The 17,295-nt window shown below is 37.6% G+C and carries 13 protein-coding genes; 4 read left to right on the forward strand and 9 right to left on the reverse strand.

Translation table 11 applies throughout. The features are described from left to right. Nucleotides 1-141: 141 nt before the first annotated feature. Complete coding sequence (locus BM141_RS07770; RefSeq protein WP_091542813.1) at nt 142-897, forward strand: hypothetical protein; 756 nt, start codon at nt 142-144, stop codon at nt 895-897. Here the strand turns inward: BM141_RS07770 and BM141_RS07775 are convergent. From BM141_RS07775 to BM141_RS07815, 9 genes are all read right to left on the reverse strand, one after another. Next, nucleotides 894-1,916 (reverse strand): dipeptide epimerase, encoded by a 1,023-nt coding sequence (locus tag BM141_RS07775; protein ID WP_091542817.1) that lies wholly within the window; start codon nt 1,914-1,916, stop codon nt 894-896. The genes BM141_RS07770 and BM141_RS07775 overlap by 4 nt on opposite strands. A 37-nt stretch (nt 1,917-1,953) precedes the next feature. After that, the gene (locus tag BM141_RS07780; protein WP_177217303.1) at nt 1,954-2,481 is read right to left on the reverse strand and encodes a 3-hydroxyanthranilate 3,4-dioxygenase; all 528 of its coding nucleotides are present in this window, start codon (nt 2,479-2,481) and stop codon (nt 1,954-1,956) included. Nucleotides 2,482-2,508: 27 nt separating this feature from the next. Next, nucleotides 2,509-3,213 carry a hypothetical protein gene (locus BM141_RS07785; protein ID WP_091542820.1) on the reverse strand — a complete coding sequence of 235 codons (705 nt, stop codon included), beginning with the start codon at nt 3,211-3,213 and terminating at the stop codon, nt 2,509-2,511. A 192-nt stretch (nt 3,214-3,405) separates the two neighbouring features. Then, nucleotides 3,406-4,455, reverse strand: a complete 1,050-nt coding sequence (locus BM141_RS07790; protein WP_091542823.1) for an SO2930 family diheme c-type cytochrome — start codon at nt 4,453-4,455, stop codon at nt 3,406-3,408. A gap of 25 nt (nt 4,456-4,480) precedes the next feature. Then, nucleotides 4,481-6,382: a sensor histidine kinase gene (locus tag BM141_RS07795; RefSeq protein ID WP_091543481.1), complete on the reverse strand. Its 1,902-nt coding sequence runs from the start codon at nt 6,380-6,382 to the stop codon at nt 4,481-4,483. Between the two features lie 78 nt (nt 6,383-6,460). Then, nucleotides 6,461-7,729 carry a M16 family metallopeptidase gene (locus tag BM141_RS07800; protein ID WP_091543485.1) on the reverse strand — a complete coding sequence of 423 codons (1,269 nt, stop codon included), beginning with the start codon at nt 7,727-7,729 and terminating at the stop codon, nt 6,461-6,463. A 30-nt stretch (nt 7,730-7,759) separates the two neighbouring features. Continuing rightward, nucleotides 7,760-10,375, reverse strand: a complete 2,616-nt coding sequence (locus BM141_RS07805) for an AAA family ATPase (RefSeq protein ID WP_245764015.1) — start codon at nt 10,373-10,375, stop codon at nt 7,760-7,762. A 168-nt stretch (nt 10,376-10,543) separates the two neighbouring features. After that, nucleotides 10,544-11,302 (reverse strand): SDR family NAD(P)-dependent oxidoreductase, encoded by a 759-nt coding sequence (locus tag BM141_RS07810; protein ID WP_091543489.1) that lies wholly within the window; start codon nt 11,300-11,302, stop codon nt 10,544-10,546. Between the two features lie 17 nt (nt 11,303-11,319). Further along, the gene (locus BM141_RS07815; protein WP_143090848.1) at nt 11,320-12,603 is read right to left on the reverse strand and encodes a hypothetical protein; all 1,284 of its coding nucleotides are present in this window, start codon (nt 12,601-12,603) and stop codon (nt 11,320-11,322) included. Nucleotides 12,604-12,884: 281 nt separating this feature from the next. On the opposite strand from BM141_RS07815, the gene BM141_RS07820 reads away from it, so the two are divergent. From BM141_RS07820 to BM141_RS07830, 3 genes are all read left to right on the forward strand, one after another. Further along, nucleotides 12,885-13,241: a BlaI/MecI/CopY family transcriptional regulator gene (locus tag BM141_RS07820; protein WP_091543494.1), complete on the forward strand. Its 357-nt coding sequence runs from the start codon at nt 12,885-12,887 to the stop codon at nt 13,239-13,241. Between the two features lie 38 nt (nt 13,242-13,279). Then, nucleotides 13,280-14,725, forward strand: coding sequence for a serine hydrolase domain-containing protein (locus tag BM141_RS07825; RefSeq protein WP_091543497.1), 1,446 nt, complete (start codon nt 13,280-13,282; stop codon nt 14,723-14,725). A 342-nt stretch (nt 14,726-15,067) separates the two neighbouring features. Then, on the forward strand, nt 15,068-17,290 hold the full coding sequence (locus BM141_RS07830; RefSeq protein WP_091543500.1) for a M56 family metallopeptidase: 2,223 nt from the start codon (nt 15,068-15,070) through the stop codon (nt 17,288-17,290). Nucleotides 17,291-17,295 lie beyond the last annotated feature (5 nt).

Consider the following 17,295-nt stretch of genomic DNA (forward strand, 5'->3'; position numbering starts at 1 on the left):
TACTGATTTTACTACATAAAAAATCTTATATTTGCATAAATTTTGAAATAGATATACCTATAAGGCTGCTCAAGTCTTATAGGTATAAGTTTTAAGTAGTTTATCATTTAGTTGTTAAAGTAGCAAAAACAAAAGGCAAGTATGTGGAGCAAAAGTTTAGCAGAAATTGTGGCAGAGAATTATAGCTTTGGTGCGGTCTTGCACCAATTTGGTATTGATTTTTTCAAATATCCCTATAAGACCTTAGAAGCCATGTGTATTGCTCGCCACATTAGCCCTACGGTGGTCTTGAAAGAATTGGAGTTAAAAACTTCTCAAAGCCAACAAAGCAAAGATTTTGAACGACTTTCTAAGTATCCTGTGGACATGGTCATAGACTATCTAAGACAGGCACATCGCGTTTTTATGCGTCGTCGCTTACCTTATATGCTCGATTTAGTAGTTCATACCAACCTACCTACTACTGATACTTATTATGATGAGATTGTCAATGACTTAAAAATAGCTTTTCCTATCTTTGCAGAGGATTTTGTTCACCATATCTTAGAAGAGGAAGCAGAGATTTTTAACTATATTATGCGTTTAGATGATGTAGTGTATCATCAGATGCCCCTTTCAAAGATTTATTTTGATATGGAAAAATACTCTATCCGCAAGTTTGCTACTACTCATACTACTGATGACGATGATATGGAGGGTATTCGTGAAATGACGAATAACTACGAAATCAAAGAAAACACACCGTTCATGCTCAAAGTGTTATACACAGAACTCAGACAGTTTGAGCATGAACTGTCAGAACATGCACTCATTGAGAATCAGATTTTGATACCTAAAGCCCTCAAATTAGAGGCTAAGGTCAAAAAGATTTTCCAAGAAAGAGCCAAATACAATTAATGGAGATTTGGAAGTAAGACTATCCCTAAGCCATTTCTGGGTGGAAAGGCAGTACCTTCTATGCTTAGTTTGACCCCGTCGGCAATGTCATTGCTTATCAGTAAGGGTCCGTCCATATCTACATAGTCTATCATAGGAGCGAGGTGTGCGATGGCAGATGTTCCTACAGATGATTCGGTCATACACCCTACCATGACTTTCATTTGGAGTTGGCGTGCTTTCTGAATCATGCGAAGAGTTGGAGTAATCCCACCGCATTTCATCAGTTTGATGTTTATACCGTGAAAATGTCCGAAGCATTTTTCTACATCGCTTTCCCTAATGCAACTTTCATCTGCAATAATGGGAAGGGCAGTATGCTGATACACTTCTTTCATACCTTCCCAATTGTCTGCTTTCATAGGTTGCTCTATGAACTCTACGTCTAACTTTCTCAATTCGTATGAGTTGCGTATAGTTTCTTCTACACCCCAGCCACAGTTGGCATCAACCCTAAACCTTGCTTGGGTATGTTTCCTGAGTGCTTTGACAATTTCAATGTCGTGTGGCGTTCCCAGTTTAATTTTATAAATATTCCAAGGCATTTCTTTGAGTTTGTTTACCATGTTTTCTATGGTATCTATGCCTATGGTATAGTTAGTCTGGGGCATAGTACTGAGGTCTAAATTCCAAACTTGATAGAGCGGTTTTCCCAACTTTTGGGCGTAGTAGTCGTAGGCGGCTTCATCTAAAGCACACTGAGCAAAAGAGTTAGAGTGGAAAATATCCTTCAAATCTTCCCAAAGTTGAGCGGGCGTAGAAAAAGAATAATCTTTGAGAGTATCTCCTGCCTTTGCTAAGACCTCGGACATGTTTTCATACGTGATTCCATAGTAAGTATTGGTGGTTGCTTCGCCGTAACCACTTATTTGTCCGTCAGATAATTCTACAATCAATGTGGGTTGTACGCTTCTTTCATCTCTTGCAATCTTAAAATGGTGTTTTAGTTTTAGTAAATATCTGTGTAGGTATATGTCCATGTGTGTTACTTCAAAATTCTAAACCTCAAAAAATATTTTAGCCTACGGGCTGTGGCGGTTGCATGACTGCTCCACATTGTTTGCAGGTACGCAAGTCCTCTGAATCATAAAACTTTTTCATCACTACGGGGAGTTGCTTTACAATGTCGGTCAGTTCAAAATACTCCTCATAGAGTTTTTGATGGCATTTTTCGCAAAACCACATAAACCCATCTTTTTCTCCTTCTCTGCGGTAACGCTCTATAACTAAACCTACTGTATTGGCTTTCCTTTGTGGGGAATGTGGCACTTTGGGAGGTAGTAGGAAGATTTCACCTTCTTTGATAGGAATATCTACGGGCTGTCCGTCCTCTATGATTTTCAAAGTAATATCTCCTTCTACTTGGTAAAAAAATTCCTCACTTTCGTTGTAATGGTAGTCTTTGCGTGCATTAGGACCTCCAACTACCATGACGATATAGTCGTTGTTGCCTTTGTAAACTTGCTGATTCCCTACGGGAGGTTTGAGCAGATGGCGATGCTCATCTATCCACTGCTTGAAATTGAAAGGTCTTGTAATAGCCATAATATTTGCTTGTTTTGTCTAAAACTTTTAATTGCCTTTTAACTTAGCTTCCACTTTTTTGATGACTTCTTTTTGTCTTTCTATTTCGTCATTCTTATTTCTTTGTTGGTCTAAGTTGGTAATGATGTCCTGCTTTGATTTTTCTATGTTCTGCTTGGTTTGTGCTATTTTATTTTCCATATCTTTGATGCTTTTCTCATCGCTGGTGATGTTTCTTTCCAATTTTTCCTTGTCTCTGGTGAGATTTTTCAAATCATTTTCCAATTCACTTAGCTTTTTTTGCTCTGCTTTCAGTTCATCTTCTATGCCTTTTTTGACCATGATTTTGGCAAATTCATTTAGCCATTTCTCTGCCTCCAAATACTTATCGGGGTGGCTTCTGGAAGACAGATAAGCCCCACCTAAGTCAAACCATACTGTAAGTACAGCTTTGTTCATGCCTTTCTCGGCTCTTGCGTAGATGTCTATGGTGTTATTGCCTCCTATAGATTTTATCAAGGCATTATCTGCAAAGAGTTCTCCTTTTTTGGTTTTAGTTTTGGCTTTGAAATCATTGACATATTTGTTGAATACCTCAAGCACTTTGCTTGCATCAGCATAATCTAATTCCAACATAATAGCGTTGTTGTGTCCTAAACTCATGGAAGCAGAAGTTTCTCTGATGAGTTGGGCATATATCAAAGAAGTACTACTAATAAAAAAGATGGACACTAAGAAATATACTTTTTTCATAAAGTTAGGTGTTTAAGTTCAGATTTTGAAACTGTATTGTTGCAATTAGCAAATCTAAGATAAGGAGTATTTTTCAGTATTTTATCAAGTCATGGTATAAAAAATGTTAAGCCATGACTTCAAAAGCACACTTGCTTTGTCTTAATCCGTTGATATACAAACAATTAAAATAAAAAATAATAACTATTTATCTTACTTCATTTGTTTTATCCATTCCTTGATAAGTGCAACACCTTCTTTGTGAACTACTTTTCTTCCTATCTCGGGCATCATCTCTGAGGGGTCATTGGACTCAATGCGATATACTAAGATAGATTTATCGGGCTGTGCAGGAACGATGTCAAACTGCCGATTTCCAGAGCCTTTGCCTGCCGCTACAGGATTTTTGAAAATTCCTAAGGCAGTCGCATTGTCTTGATTATATTCTAAAAATAGCCCCGAAGTGCTTGCCGCTCCTTTGGGATTATGACAAAATGCACAGTTAATATCTAACCATGCCCTTGCTCTGCTGTTCAAATCACCTGAGTTGGCATCTGCCCATACGGGAACTTGACTCACTTGCGAAAGTTCTGGTAGATTTTCTAAAATGCCTAATTTTTTCCATTTGAGCAGTTGGTTTTCTTCACCTTCTTTGTAAGGGAAGTTTCCGTTGAGTTGGCGAGCCACTAAGCCAATAGGTGTCATTTTTCCATCTTTTAAATGGCAACCTTTGCATTGGTTTACATTAGGGATAGTGTATTGCAAAACTTGTTTTTTCCCTTTTTCATCTTTCCAACTTACCTCTTTAGTATCACCTGCTACGTCTAAATAGGCTTCTGTTTGTTCCTCATTCCAAATGTAAGGCAAGGCTACCCAGCCTTCTTCTTGGTGAATCAGCAAGCGAGTTTCCAAAATACGTCTTCCTTTGCTTTTATCTCTGACATCAAAAGGATAGTAAAAATTTTTGATGAGTACCGTTCCTTTGGGAAATTGGAAAGTTTCTATGGCATGAAATTGGGCTGTAGTTCCTGAGGGTAATTTGATAAATCGTTGCTTCTCAGCATAATCTGAAAACAAAGGGGTATTGAGTTGATACGGAATTACTCCTTCGCTGGGGTTCAAGTCGGCTAACTTGCCTGCAAAGAACCCATAATCAGAAAGTTTTTCTTTGACTGCTACTTCCTTTGTATTTTTTTGAACTTTAAAAGCAGTAAGCATAAAAACCACACAACTTGCTAAGAAAATAATTTTTCTATATTTCATAGTCATATTTATTTTAGTCCAATCATCAGTAGGCTTTGGGTATCTTTACGTAAAAAGCACTTCCCTGCCCTTCTTTGCTTTCTACCCATATTTCTCCTTTGTGCATTTCTACGATTTGCTTACAAATAAACAAGCCTAAGCCGTTAGTGGGTTCGCCTTCTGTACCTTTTCTTTTAGCTTTGGTAAATTTATTGAAAACAATAGCTTGGTTTTCTAAGGGTATCCCAATGCCGTTATCTTGCACAATAATTAGGTGATGCAAATTGCCTGCGTGCAGTAAAAGGGATACTCTACCACCTTTGGGCGTAAACTTAACGGCATTGGTCATCAAGTTTTCTATGATTCTTTCAAATTTAGTAGGATTAATGTCAGCGTACAATTCTTGTTGATAAAAATTATGTGTTAATTGGATTTGTTTGTTTTTTGCTTTGGCTTCAAAAGAATTGAAAATGGGGTGGATAAAATCATTTAACTCTACTTTCTCTACTATAAGAGCAGTTGCTTTTTCTGCTTCTAATTTGATAGTTTCTAATAAATCTTGGATAATGTTGTGGGCATGCTTTTGAGATTGGGTAATCAGTTCAGCATACATCTCAATTTCAGCCTTTACCTCTGGGTCTTGTATCCTATCAGCCTCATTTTTTATCACATCGCAGGCAGTAATCGTTCCACTGATTGGGTTTTTTAAATCATGGGCTAAAATATTTAATATCATATCCTTAGCTTCTAAAGACTGAGTGAGTTGTGCATTCATTTGCTTGCGGGCGGCTGTTTCTATGGCTAAGGCGGCAATACTGGCGATGCTTAGTCCAAATTCTTTTTCATTGATTGTCCAGTCCTTTTTTTCTTTGGTCTGCTCAAAGCAAATAATTCCCTGCATTTTTCCTTCTATCTTGATAGGAATGTCCAATAGAGAGTAAATGTCTGCGGGTTCTAAATAAGATTCTTTAAACTCTTTGGTAAACTCGTCATTTCTTGCATCAACAGCTGTCGTTAATTCTGCTTGGGATAGATGCTGAAAATAAATGGGATAATCAATAGCTTTTATTACTGTTCCAATTATATTTTCTTTTTGCTCTAAATCGTAGTGGGCTAAGCAAGTAATTTGTGTATAATTTTCATCAAACTGCCAGATATTGACCCGACTGACTTGCATAGTTTCTGAGGCAACTTTTGCTATTACGTTCAAGGCTTCTTGCAAACTCCCTGTGCGTATGACAGTACTCTGCGTAAGGTAGAGGTTTGCCTGATGATATTTAGCTAATTCTACTTCAGATTGTTGGGCTTTTTTGATTTCTTTGGCGAGTAGGGAGGAGGTTCTGTCATTTTCTAAAAACATGTAATAAACCAATATCAGGCATACGACGAATAGCTCGGTTGCTATTACTTTGTTCGCTAAATCTGTACTTTGTTGATTGATAGTAGGTACATTAAAGATTTCTATACTCAACCAAACTCTTGTTATAAATAATATAAAAGAAAGTAAAACAGCAAAAACAATAAAAACATATTCTTTTTTGCGAAAGACAACAAAACCTAAGAAAGAGATAGGAATGAAAAAAAGATAGGTAAAAGCATGAATAATGTGAAAAGAAAATAAGAAAGCTATTATGTTTACTGAACATATAAGCAAGACTTTGGCAGTACGATATTTTAAAAAGCGATTAAAAATGATACTGCTGGCATAAAGTAAACAAGCAACACACTCTGCTATGGTTGCGGTAATTGATACTTGTCCACCTAACCAAAGTCCTAATAAAGTGTTGATAATAAGAAAAATAGCAATAATATTTGTTCTTCTGATGCGAGAACTCTCTCTGATAGAAAGTTTTTCAGTTACACCTTGATTGACAAGGAGATATACAGGACTTGATAATGATTTGAATAGTTTTTTTATAATCTTGGCATTTTTTAACAAAGATAACATTTTCAAGTCGATTTTTAGTATAACCACTTGGCTTGTTTGTAATTTTTGGTTTTCAGATGTGCTATAATCTAATAGAGCTTATCCTACCATTACCTCAAGAAGGTCGTTTTTATAAAGACGCTCAGCTAACGCTAAAACTTGTTCGGCAGTAACCGCATCGATTCGCTGTATATGGTAATCATAGTAATCTTCGGAAAGCCCAAAACTATAAATCGTTTTGAACTTGTCTGCAATAGCAAAGGGGGTATTCAGTGAGTTTACAAATGTTCCTTTCATATAGTTTTTGACTAAGTCCAACTCCTTTTGGCTGACAGGTTCTTGTGTTAGTTTTTGAATTTCCTTATAGATTTCATTCAAAGCAACTTGCCTTTGCTCTTTTTTTACGTCAGTACCTATCATCATGTAAGTAGCATTTTTCAAAATACTAAGTTGAGAAGAAATCCCGTAAGAAAGCCCTTTGTCTTCGCGGATATTGCTCATTAGGCGAGAGCCAAAGTAACCACCTAAAATTGTATTTAGTACAAGTTGTACAGTAAAATCTTTTTCCTGCCTTTTCAAAATTTCCTTTCCTATGCGTATAGAGGTTTGTACGGCATTGGGCTTTTCTATATAGACGGCTTCGGTTTTTGAAACCTTTAAGTATTCCTTTTCATTTTTAGTCCATTCGTGTTCAGTAGGTAAATGTTCCAAATAATCCCCGATGAGCTTCATTTCTTTCTCGGCGAAAGCCCCAGCCACAATTACCCGAAAAGGCTTTTGATAAAAAATCTTGTGAAAATGCTGACGTAGTATTTCTGTATCCAGTTGATTAACAGCTTCTTCTGTGGTAGTATATCCGTAGGGGTGGTCTTCTCCAAAAAGATTGGCTCTAAACTTATTGCTGGCAATAAAACTGGTTCTTTCGTTGTTGATTCGAATATTTTGTATAGCTATGCTTTTGAGTTTTTCTAATTCATGCTCAGGGAAAGTAGGATAAGAAAGTAACTCTATCACCAAATCTAATAAGTGATGTAAGTATTTATTCAAACAGTGAAAATCGGCATAAGCCTCTTCTATACCTGCGCCAATATCCAAAGCAGCCCCATATTTATCTATCTCATTAGTAATCTGAGAGGCTGTTTTTTTCTCTGTACCCTCTAATAGCATCTTGGCTGTAAAATGGTTAACTGTAGGATTATCAGCTAAGTATGCGCCTTGAGAAAAAATCAGCTGCACACTAAGTACAGGCTGTACCCCTACATTGACAAAATGTAGAGGTATTTGATTTTTAAGGACTTGCGTAATAGGTTTTTTCAGAGAAAAATTTTGAATCGAATAAATAGGTGGCGGTACGCTTCTGTCTAACATAAAAAATTTGCCTGTGATAATTTTTGTGAATTACTCTGCTTGTGGTCTGAAGCCAATTTTTCGCTGATTACCTGCTTCTTCTTCAAAGTTCAAATCTTTCAGGTCTGCCAGCGTCAGAGTAGTTAGCATTTCTTCTGTACGACTTGATTTGTCTAAGGAAGCCATGCGCAAGTGCTGCTTTCTTATTCCTTGACCTATTATTTTTCTCACGGAACGAGCATTACCAAAGTATTTATCTCGGCGTTCATAAAGGTACTTCATGTACTTTCTCAGATATTCCTCTGCTTCTGCATCTGGCGTAAGCTTTTCTTGGTGAAGCATATACGTAGCTATTTGGAAAAGTTCCTCAGCGGTATAGTCCTCAAAATTGAGTGTTCTGTCAAATCGAGATTTAAGACCGGGATTGGATTCTATAAATCTGTCCATAGGTTCGGTATAACCTGCCACAATGACGATAAACTTTCCTCTTTTATCTTCCATTTGTTTGAGGATAGTTTCCAATGCCTCATTGCCAAAATCATTGACCACTCCTTGTGGAGAGAGTGCATAAGCCTCGTCTATGAAAAGTACTCCACCCATAGCTTTGTCTATTCTTTCTTGGGTTTTGATAGCTGTTTGTCCAATATAGCCTGCTACCAAACTTTGCCTATCGCACTCTACCAAATGCCCTCTTTCTAAGATACCCAGTGCCTTGTAAATCTTGGCTAAAATCCTTGCTACAGTAGTTTTGCCTGTTCCCGGATTGCCTTTGAAAACAGTATGCAAGGAAAAACGCCCCAATACATCTCTGCCCATATCCCGATAAAAGCGCACTAACTTGATGAGTTCAAAAATTTGGTTCTTAACCTCTACCAAGCCAATCATGCTATTCAGTTCGGTCATAGCCTCGTCCAAGAGTGCATTGTCTTCCTCAATTAGAGGGAGTTCCTGTATCTCTTCTTTAAAGATTTTTTGTACGTCTTGCAGTTCTACTTTTTTAAGCATCTCAGCCGTAACTTGCGAAAGATCTGCGGATTTCATCACGCGCAAGCCCATATTCATTTTGGCTTCGTCGACTAAGGAATTAACCAGACGAGCATTGCCAAAGGTTTCATCTCTATTTCGGTAGTTTTCCGTAATTTTCTTGTTCAGATAAGCTAAGGCTTCTGGGGTAAACTCTATATCTCTTTTTCTTGCCGAAAGTTCTACGATTTGGCTGAGTTCCTGAGGCAAATAGTCAGGGAAGTCAAAGTAAATATTGAAACGCGACTTGAATCCGGGATTGGAGTCCAAGAAAATATCCATTTCCTTAGGATAGCCTGCTACGATAATTGCTATGTCGCCTGGACCGTCAGACATCTCTTTGACAAGCGTTTCCACTACTTCCTGTCCATAGTCTTTGCTGTCTTCCTTACTCCTAATAAGAGAATATGCCTCGTCAATGAAGAGTACGCCGCCTCTTGCTTTGTCTATCATTTCTTTGACTTTGGGAGCGGTTTGTCCAATATATTGCCCTACGAGTTCTGCCCTGCCAACCTCATGCACCTTACCATTGCTTAGCAAGCCCATTTGCTTATATATTTTGCCTAACATCTTAGCAATCGTAGTTTTACCTGTTCCCGGATTACCACGAAAAACAGAGTGAAGGTTAATTTTTTGATATTCATCAAAACCTTGCTCTTTACGAAGTTTGAGGAAACGTAAGTAACTGATGTAGTCTTGGATTCTCGTTTTGACCTGATTCAAGCCAATCATCTCGTTAAGTTTGGCAAGTAACTCCTCTAAGGTTTCTTCAGGTTCTTCTGTCTTTTGATGATAATTTTCTGTACGCAATAAGTCATTGCCTACCAGCAGCGTACTTTCTCCTTTTTGCCAGTCGTCGCCTGCTTCAAAAGGGACAACGGCAATGAGTTGGTCCATAAAAATGACCTCTAAGCGGTATTTGTCCTCATACCAAGAACCAGGCGTGTCTGACCCCCAGCCAGTGGTGATGACGACTGTTTCTTCGTTAGGGTTTACTTTTCTTAACTCTACTGTTCTGCCTTTGAGCTGACCAGCATCATTATAAAAGTTAAAGAAAAGTTCAGCGTACCAAGAAGAAGATTGCAAGTTATTAAAACAAAACTCTACCCATATATAACGTGTATCTTTGGCTTTGAAGCAAGTGTAATAGCTACGTTCTCCTTCAGTTACTCCTTTATTGGGACCTTCATAGAGTTTGATATAGCTAATTTCAAAGTAAGGGTTGTCATCATTTAATACGGGTCCCCCACTTTCGACATAAAATCTTTTCCTACCTACTAACTCTTCGTCTATGTAGGCTTCCCACAGGTAATCCCCTCTTGACCAGAATGCACCTGCTTCCTTATTTCCCCAGCCCTCACGTATTTGCACTATATTGTCTTCCTTAGAAACCTTGTATTTTTCCAGTTTTATATCGCAGAGTTCATCTTTTCGTCCTTTCTCATTAAGTCGGTAGGCTTTTAGCCGTATAGAAGTTTCCCAGTCCTCCTCGTCAAAAAGTTTGTTATAAAAGGAAAGCTCTGCGTATAAGTAAGTTGTTTCTATATTTTCAAAAACGGTACGATACTTCTTCTTGCCATCAGCAAGCCATTCGGTAGAGGAATATACTTTTAAATCTTTGAATTTGTATTTTTTATCTAACACCTTATTAATATTTGAAAAATCATTTTACAATATATGGAAATACACACCTTCAAAAGCTAAGCAAAGCAAATATTTTGCTTAAAAATTTCCAAAACATAAAGTATATAAAAAAATAAATTATATGCAAGGTATCAATAATTTTTCTTAAAAAAATACTTTTTTTTCTTGTCAGTGAACATAGCTTGCCGCATTGATGTCAATAGTTGCGCCTGTGGCATGGTCTGCCCAGCCACTTGCCAAAAAAACGACCAGAGGGGCTATGTCTTCAGGCTCTGTCAGTCTATCTAAGGCGATGTCGTTCATAGCATAGAGTTCGCCGTACTGGTCAATAAAGCTACGTGCCATATCAGTTCGGGTAAAACCGGGAGCAATATTAAAGGCTTTGATTCCTTGCTTCCCATAAGCCCTTGCAATAGAGCGTGTTAAGGCAACCATTCCCCCTTTGGAAGCGGCATAGGCTATGTACTCAGCGGTATCTCCTCTGAAAGCAGCGCGTGAGGTAATATTAATAATCCTGCCCGATTGATGAGTGAGAAAATGAGTAATAGATTTTTTGCAAAGCAAGCCTGTTGCACTAAGATTGACAGCCATAGTGAGTTCCCAGTCTTTTAGCCAAAGTTGGTCATCTTTGGTCATCGCCGAGCTGATGGCAATGCCTGCATTATTGACTAAGACATCTAACTTGCCAAATGCTTTGATGACTGCCTCAAAAAGACCAACTACCTCTTGGGGGTTGGCTAAGTCTGCTTGGAAAGCTACGGCGTGTTCTGGATAAGCCTTGACAATTTCTTGGGCGGATTGCTGGTGTTGTGAGTAGTGAATAGCTACTTTTGCCCCTGTTTCTATTAGTTTCAGTGCGATGGCTTTCCCTATTCCTCTGCTTGCCCCTGTTACTAAAATGTGTTGTCCTGTAAGATTAATGTGCATCTTGAATTGAATGTATTTTACTTATTTATCTTTTTAATAGCACGCATCAAATTATTATCCTTTTTTCCCCAGTGATAGCCTAAGTCAAACGGCATAGGTTTGACTGCTCCAAGAGATTTCAGGCTATCATAAAAATTTTTTAAGTCCTTCTGCTCCATTCTTTTAAAATCTTTGATAGGCTTGTCATACACCCCATACACTGCTAAGTCCCACTTTGCCCTATCAAAAAATCTGAAAGGTACGCCTGTATCATCTTGCAAAATACTCTTACTTTTTTCTAAAATCAAAGGTCTTAAATCTGTAAAATAAGGATAATGCAGCAAATAAGAAGCAGACTTAAAATAAGTATTGCAAGATGGCAAGTTTTGAAGCATCTTCATAAAATTAGGATTTTGTTTTAATCCATTATTGGACAAGTCTTGGCGAAAATAGTAAACAGTTTTTAGCTGATTGTCCTGTGGATTGAAAAAGCTAATTTTCACTCCTTTGAGTTTGACATTTACCGTATCTATGGCAGAGGCTAAGATTTCTCCCTGCTTGTTAATTTCTAACTTTTCTATGTCAGCAATGGTATGCCCTGTACGAACAATAAATAGGCAAAGTACGGGCAGTATGCCTTCGGTTCGCCCTTTCTGGAAATCTTTGGACATTCTGCGCGTAAAGAAATAGCTTTTTTCAAATAAATCATCAACCGACTCTAAAATAGAGATAAAATAATTGTCTATCATTTTAGCAGTAAAAGTACGAAAGTCTGGAAAGGGCATAACCGTTTCTAAGCCAATCAATAAATAGCTTTCTGCATTGGGAAAAAATTGATAAGCATTGACAAAATCGGGACCTGAAAAAGGATAGAACAAAAGAGCATTATCTTGATTGGCTGTGCTTAACTCGGTTTTTGCCCAAGAGCGCATCTTAGCAAAACGGTCTGCATCTACCTTTGCCCAAGCCTTGTCTAAGTCCACCACCATTTTCTTATATGCCTCTGATTGGGTGTATCGGGTCAAGCTACTTCCCTCTTCCAGAGGTAAACCTGCGACTAAACGAGCAAAATCGTTGTACAACCTGTGTTTAACTTTGATAGGTTCAAGCCCCTTAGTTATATTATTTTCTGAGGAAGTGATAGGAAGTTCTATACCTGTATTCTTATCATCATTTTCTTGCAGACTGCCCTCTCGCTCTTTGGGGGAACTTGGCTGACAGCTTTGCATAAATAATACAATCAAACCTATACTAACAACGATACTCCTTTTCCAAAATGAAGAGTAAAGTTTATAAAAAGGCGAAATATATAGGTTGTTCATAGGAGAAGATAAGATTTTAGATTTCTTTGTATCAACTAATATCCTCAACATAAAATAAATTAGAGTATTTTAAGGCTTAAATTTACACGTAAAATCAAAGCATATTATCAACTACATCTAAAAATTTTTCATAAAAAATTTGGATATTAACTACAAGTGTAGTAGATTTGTGCTACGCTTGTAGTAAGTGGTGTCAAAACCACTTTTTTAATCTTTATATCTACTACGATTGTAGTTGATTTGTATAAAAACTTAAACTCCATTTAAACAAATTTGAAAAGATGAAATTAGACGATTTGCAACTTGCCGTAATGAAGGCTCTTTGGCGACTTGGTGAGGCATCAGTAGCCCAAGTGCGCGACGAGTTAGAAAAAGACGACCGTGATTTAGCCCTTACTACTGTGGGGACAGTACTTTCCCGCTTAGAGAAAAAGGGTGCAGTAAGCCATGAAACAGAAGGTAAACAGTACATCTACAAGCCTTTGCTATCAGAGGCAGATACCCGAAAGTCTATGTTAGGCTCGCTGATAGAGCAGTTTTTTGGAGGAAGTCCTAAGGCTTTGGTCAATCACTTGGTCAATGAAGGAGAATTTGACAAAAAGGAAATCCAAGACTTGAAAAAGTTATTGGAGGAGTAGTTTATGGTAGTAGTTATATTCAAATTAAAATCGTTAATATGAAAAAAAATATTCTCTTTCTCCTTTTAACTCTTGCATCTACAATCAATGCACAGAGTCTTTTAGAACGCTTTGACAGCCTTACTCATGCCTATTCAGAAAAAAACTTTCAAGGTGTGATTTTGGTTGCAAAGGGAGATTCCATTATTTATAACAAAGCATGGGGCTATGCTGATTATGAAAAGAAGACCAAGCTAAGAGTTAATACGCTTTTCAAAACGGAATCCACTGGGAAAATGTTTACTGCTACCGCTATTATGCAACTGGTAGAAACTGGGAAACTAAACCTAAATAATACAGTAAAAGAAATATTACCCGAATTAGATTTAAAAAATGCAGACAAGATAACAATTCATCATCTCTTGACGCACACATCGGGTTTGACAAGTCCATGGGAAACTCCTGATTATCATTTCAAAAAAGATTATTCCCACAAGGAAATGGAAAAAATTATCTGTAGCGCACCCCTTGTATTTGATACTCCCGGGAAAGAAATGTATTACAGCAATTCAGGATACATCATACTCAGTTGGATAATTGAAAAAATAAGTGGACAATCTTTTGATGATTACTTCTCTACTCATTTTTTTCAACCGAGTCAAATGACAACTATACGGCATCTGAACGATACTATCATGCCTACAAAGGATGCACAACCTTACCAGTTTCTAAGCAGTAAGCGATATGTTTTAAGAAACGAAACAATAAGCCCAAAAGCAAGTGGTGCAGGTGGTTGGCTGGCTACTGCAAATGACCTTTACCGATTTATGCTTGGCATTGACCAAAATAAATATTTGCAGCCATCTACCTTAAAGATAATGCGAACTGCAAATGGTACAAAATCTCTTGATAGCACCTTTCAAGGCTTCGCTTATGGGTTACAAGTGTATAACAACCAACCCGTGAAGGGTATTAGCTATTTTGGACATAGCGGTGGGGGGGCAGGATTCTCGATTGATGCTATCCTTGAACCAGTTAACCATATTATTGTAATTTTTTGCACCAATACCTATATGAATAGCCGTGAGATAAGCAGTAATTATCTTAGAATAGCACTTGGAAAAAATGCTACTGAAATAAATACCCCAGCAAGTATAAAGGTTTATGATATGATTGATGCCAAGGGAATTGAAGATTTTGTCAAAAATGAAAAACACTACTTCAAATCATTAAGTACTGTTCCAGACGAATGGCTTTTTATAAGAGTTGGTGAGGCAATGGAAATGGTGGAGGATAACAAAAACTTGGTTCAATGGGCTGATTTAGGAACACGCTATTTCCCGAACAACGGTTTTCTATTTCTAATGAAGGGAAGTGCTTATAAAAGGTTGAATAAAAAGGCAGATGCAATAAAATGTTTTGAAATAGCAAAGAATATAGCTATTAAAAATAATGAAACTCGTATGATTGAGGAAGCAGAACGAAGAATTAATTCGAGTAAATAAAAATCTGCCTTACTATTGGCTTTTGTGCATAATAGGAAGATTAGTGTTACTAAGTCCGTACTTCACAAATGCTTTTGTTTGCTGATTTATGAGTTATCATTTGAATCACATCTTAGAAACTCTTTGGATTAACTCTGTAGGAGTGAAATATTGGTAGAAAATAGATTTTTGAGATGAAAAGAACCCTGTAGGGGTGAAATATGCCACTCCTACGGAGTTATTTTAGCCTAATGATTTTAAGAATCTCTACCAAGAGACTACTCCTAACGGAATTAAAAATTAACTCAAACAACTTTTCAAAATGTTTAAAACTAAATTTATAGAAACTTCAACTTTTATTTTATGGAAACATTTGCAATAATTCTTTCCTGTTGGTTGCTTACCTATCTCCTGCATAGCACCGCGTTTTATGGATTAGCCAAATTGCTTGTCAAATTTCCTGCTTTTGCCCACAACCGAGCTAAAGAAATCCTTTGGAAAGTGGCTCTATGTGGCGGCTTATTGACCGCAAGTATTCAGGTTTTTACAGGGGCGGGTGTGTTTACAAGCAATTTTTCCGCACAAAATGAAGTATTTACTAATGCTGCTATGGCAGAAAAGCCTCAGAATTTAGCAGAAATAAATACAGAAAAACTACCTGAAAATCAGGAAGTAAGCGACGACATGGCAACAAGCGACCTAAGCAATCCTACTGCCTCTAACCCAATAGGAAACGAAAATGTAGCGAGGGAACTTTCTATTTTTGAAATCGCTGTGATTGCTTGGTTGGCAATAGTAGGTTTGCTTGTAGTAAGGCTATTTATTCAAAAACATCTATTCTTTAAGGCTATTTTGCCGAGAGAAAAGGTAAAAGATGAAAACTTGCTTTTTACCTTGTTCAAACTGTGCAGTTGGGGAGGTATAGAGCAGAAAATTGTGCTTACGTCTTCTGAAAAATTATACAGTCCGTTGGCGATGGGTAAAGGCGAAATTTGCTTGCCAGCGCGCACTTTTACAGAACTTTCCCCTGAGCAACAGCAAAGTATGCTTGCCCATGAGTTAGCCCATGTAGTTCGCAAAGATTACCTTTGGCTAAAGTTTTTTAACTTTTTAGAAACAGTTTTATTTTTCCAACCCTTGAACCGCCTTATGCGGATAGAGTTACAGGAAGTTACCGAACAGCGTTGTGATGAGTGGGCTATCCGCAGTACAGGGAATGCTAAACCTTTGGCAGACACTTTAGTAAAAGTGGCAGAATGGATAACCGAACCCAATGCCTTGCGTTTTGCTTCTGGTATGGCTTTGCACCAATCTTCTTTGCGTCAGCGCATTATGAACATCTTAAAAAATCAATACCTTACCCAAAAAGAACTAAATCGTATGAAAGTCATCGTCATCTTAATTTTATTATTTGTTTTTACAACTTTTGTTTTACCGGGAAAAACTTGGTTGTCAATAAGTTTTGCCCATAATAGCAAATTTGCCAATCTATTTCACCACCAAGAAATTGGCATAGGTGATGACTCTAATGGTGAAAAAGAAATGCCTCCTCACTCTTTACCTCCCTTAGAAGAAGTAGAGGAAATGGAACTACCAGAACCGCCAGAGCCACCTACTCCCTTAGCGGCAGTGGATTTGCCTGATGTATTAGCGCACACACCAGTTGCTGCGGCAGATACCCTCCGTTTCGGTAGCAACTTTATGCTTATTACCAAGGGCAATGGGAATTTTGAAATCTACAAAGATGGAAAACTCATTGAGGAAGAAGACTATGAAAAATACAAAGACGATTTCATAGTGAGAAATGATAGAAGTGTAGAGATAGTCGCTAAAAATGGGGTAGTAGTAAGTACAGGAAAAGAAGAGGAGTTTCCTAAGGCATGGGCTTGGAGTAGCCCCAGAGTGATTACTATTCCCTCTTTTCCTCCTGCAAGAGTGTGGAGCGATGCTTTTGGAGATACTTGGAGTAGAGGATTTGGCTACGGCTTTTTCAACGATGATGAGGGTTATTCGCACCATTGGGAAGAGAAAGGCGATAGGATAGAAATGGATTTTGATAAAGACGATAATTTGATACGCCTCAAAATCAATGGGAAAAAGATAGAAAAGACAGATTTCCCCAAGCACCAAAAACTTATAGACAAGGCAAAGGAAAACATCGAGAAAGACAAATCTCGTAGTAAAAGATATCAAGACCAAATGCTTGATTATAAGGCAACAATAAGAGATGCAATGCGTAAGAGCGAAGAGGAAATTCAAAAAGCCCAAAGAGAATTGGAAAATTTGCAAAGAGGATTACAAGAAATGGCAAATGAGAATCAACTTAGCGCGCGCAAATTAGAGGAAAAAGCAAGGGAACATGAAAGGAAAGCTCGCGAAAACACGGATAGAATCTTAGAGGAATTAATCAAAGATGGGCTGATTGAAGGCAAAGACGCTCGCTATGAGGTGCGTATGAACAAAAGAGGACTTTTTATAGACGATGAGAAGCAGTCAGATACCTTATTTAAAAAGTATAAGAATTTACTTAAAGACCTCATGGGAATAAACATAGAAAATGGTGGCAATTTTATGCTGAGCAATTAAAACAA

It is taken from the genome of Thermoflexibacter ruber (assembly GCF_900113045.1).
GTDB classification, from domain to species: domain Bacteria; phylum Bacteroidota; class Bacteroidia; order Cytophagales; family Thermoflexibacteraceae; genus Thermoflexibacter; species Thermoflexibacter ruber.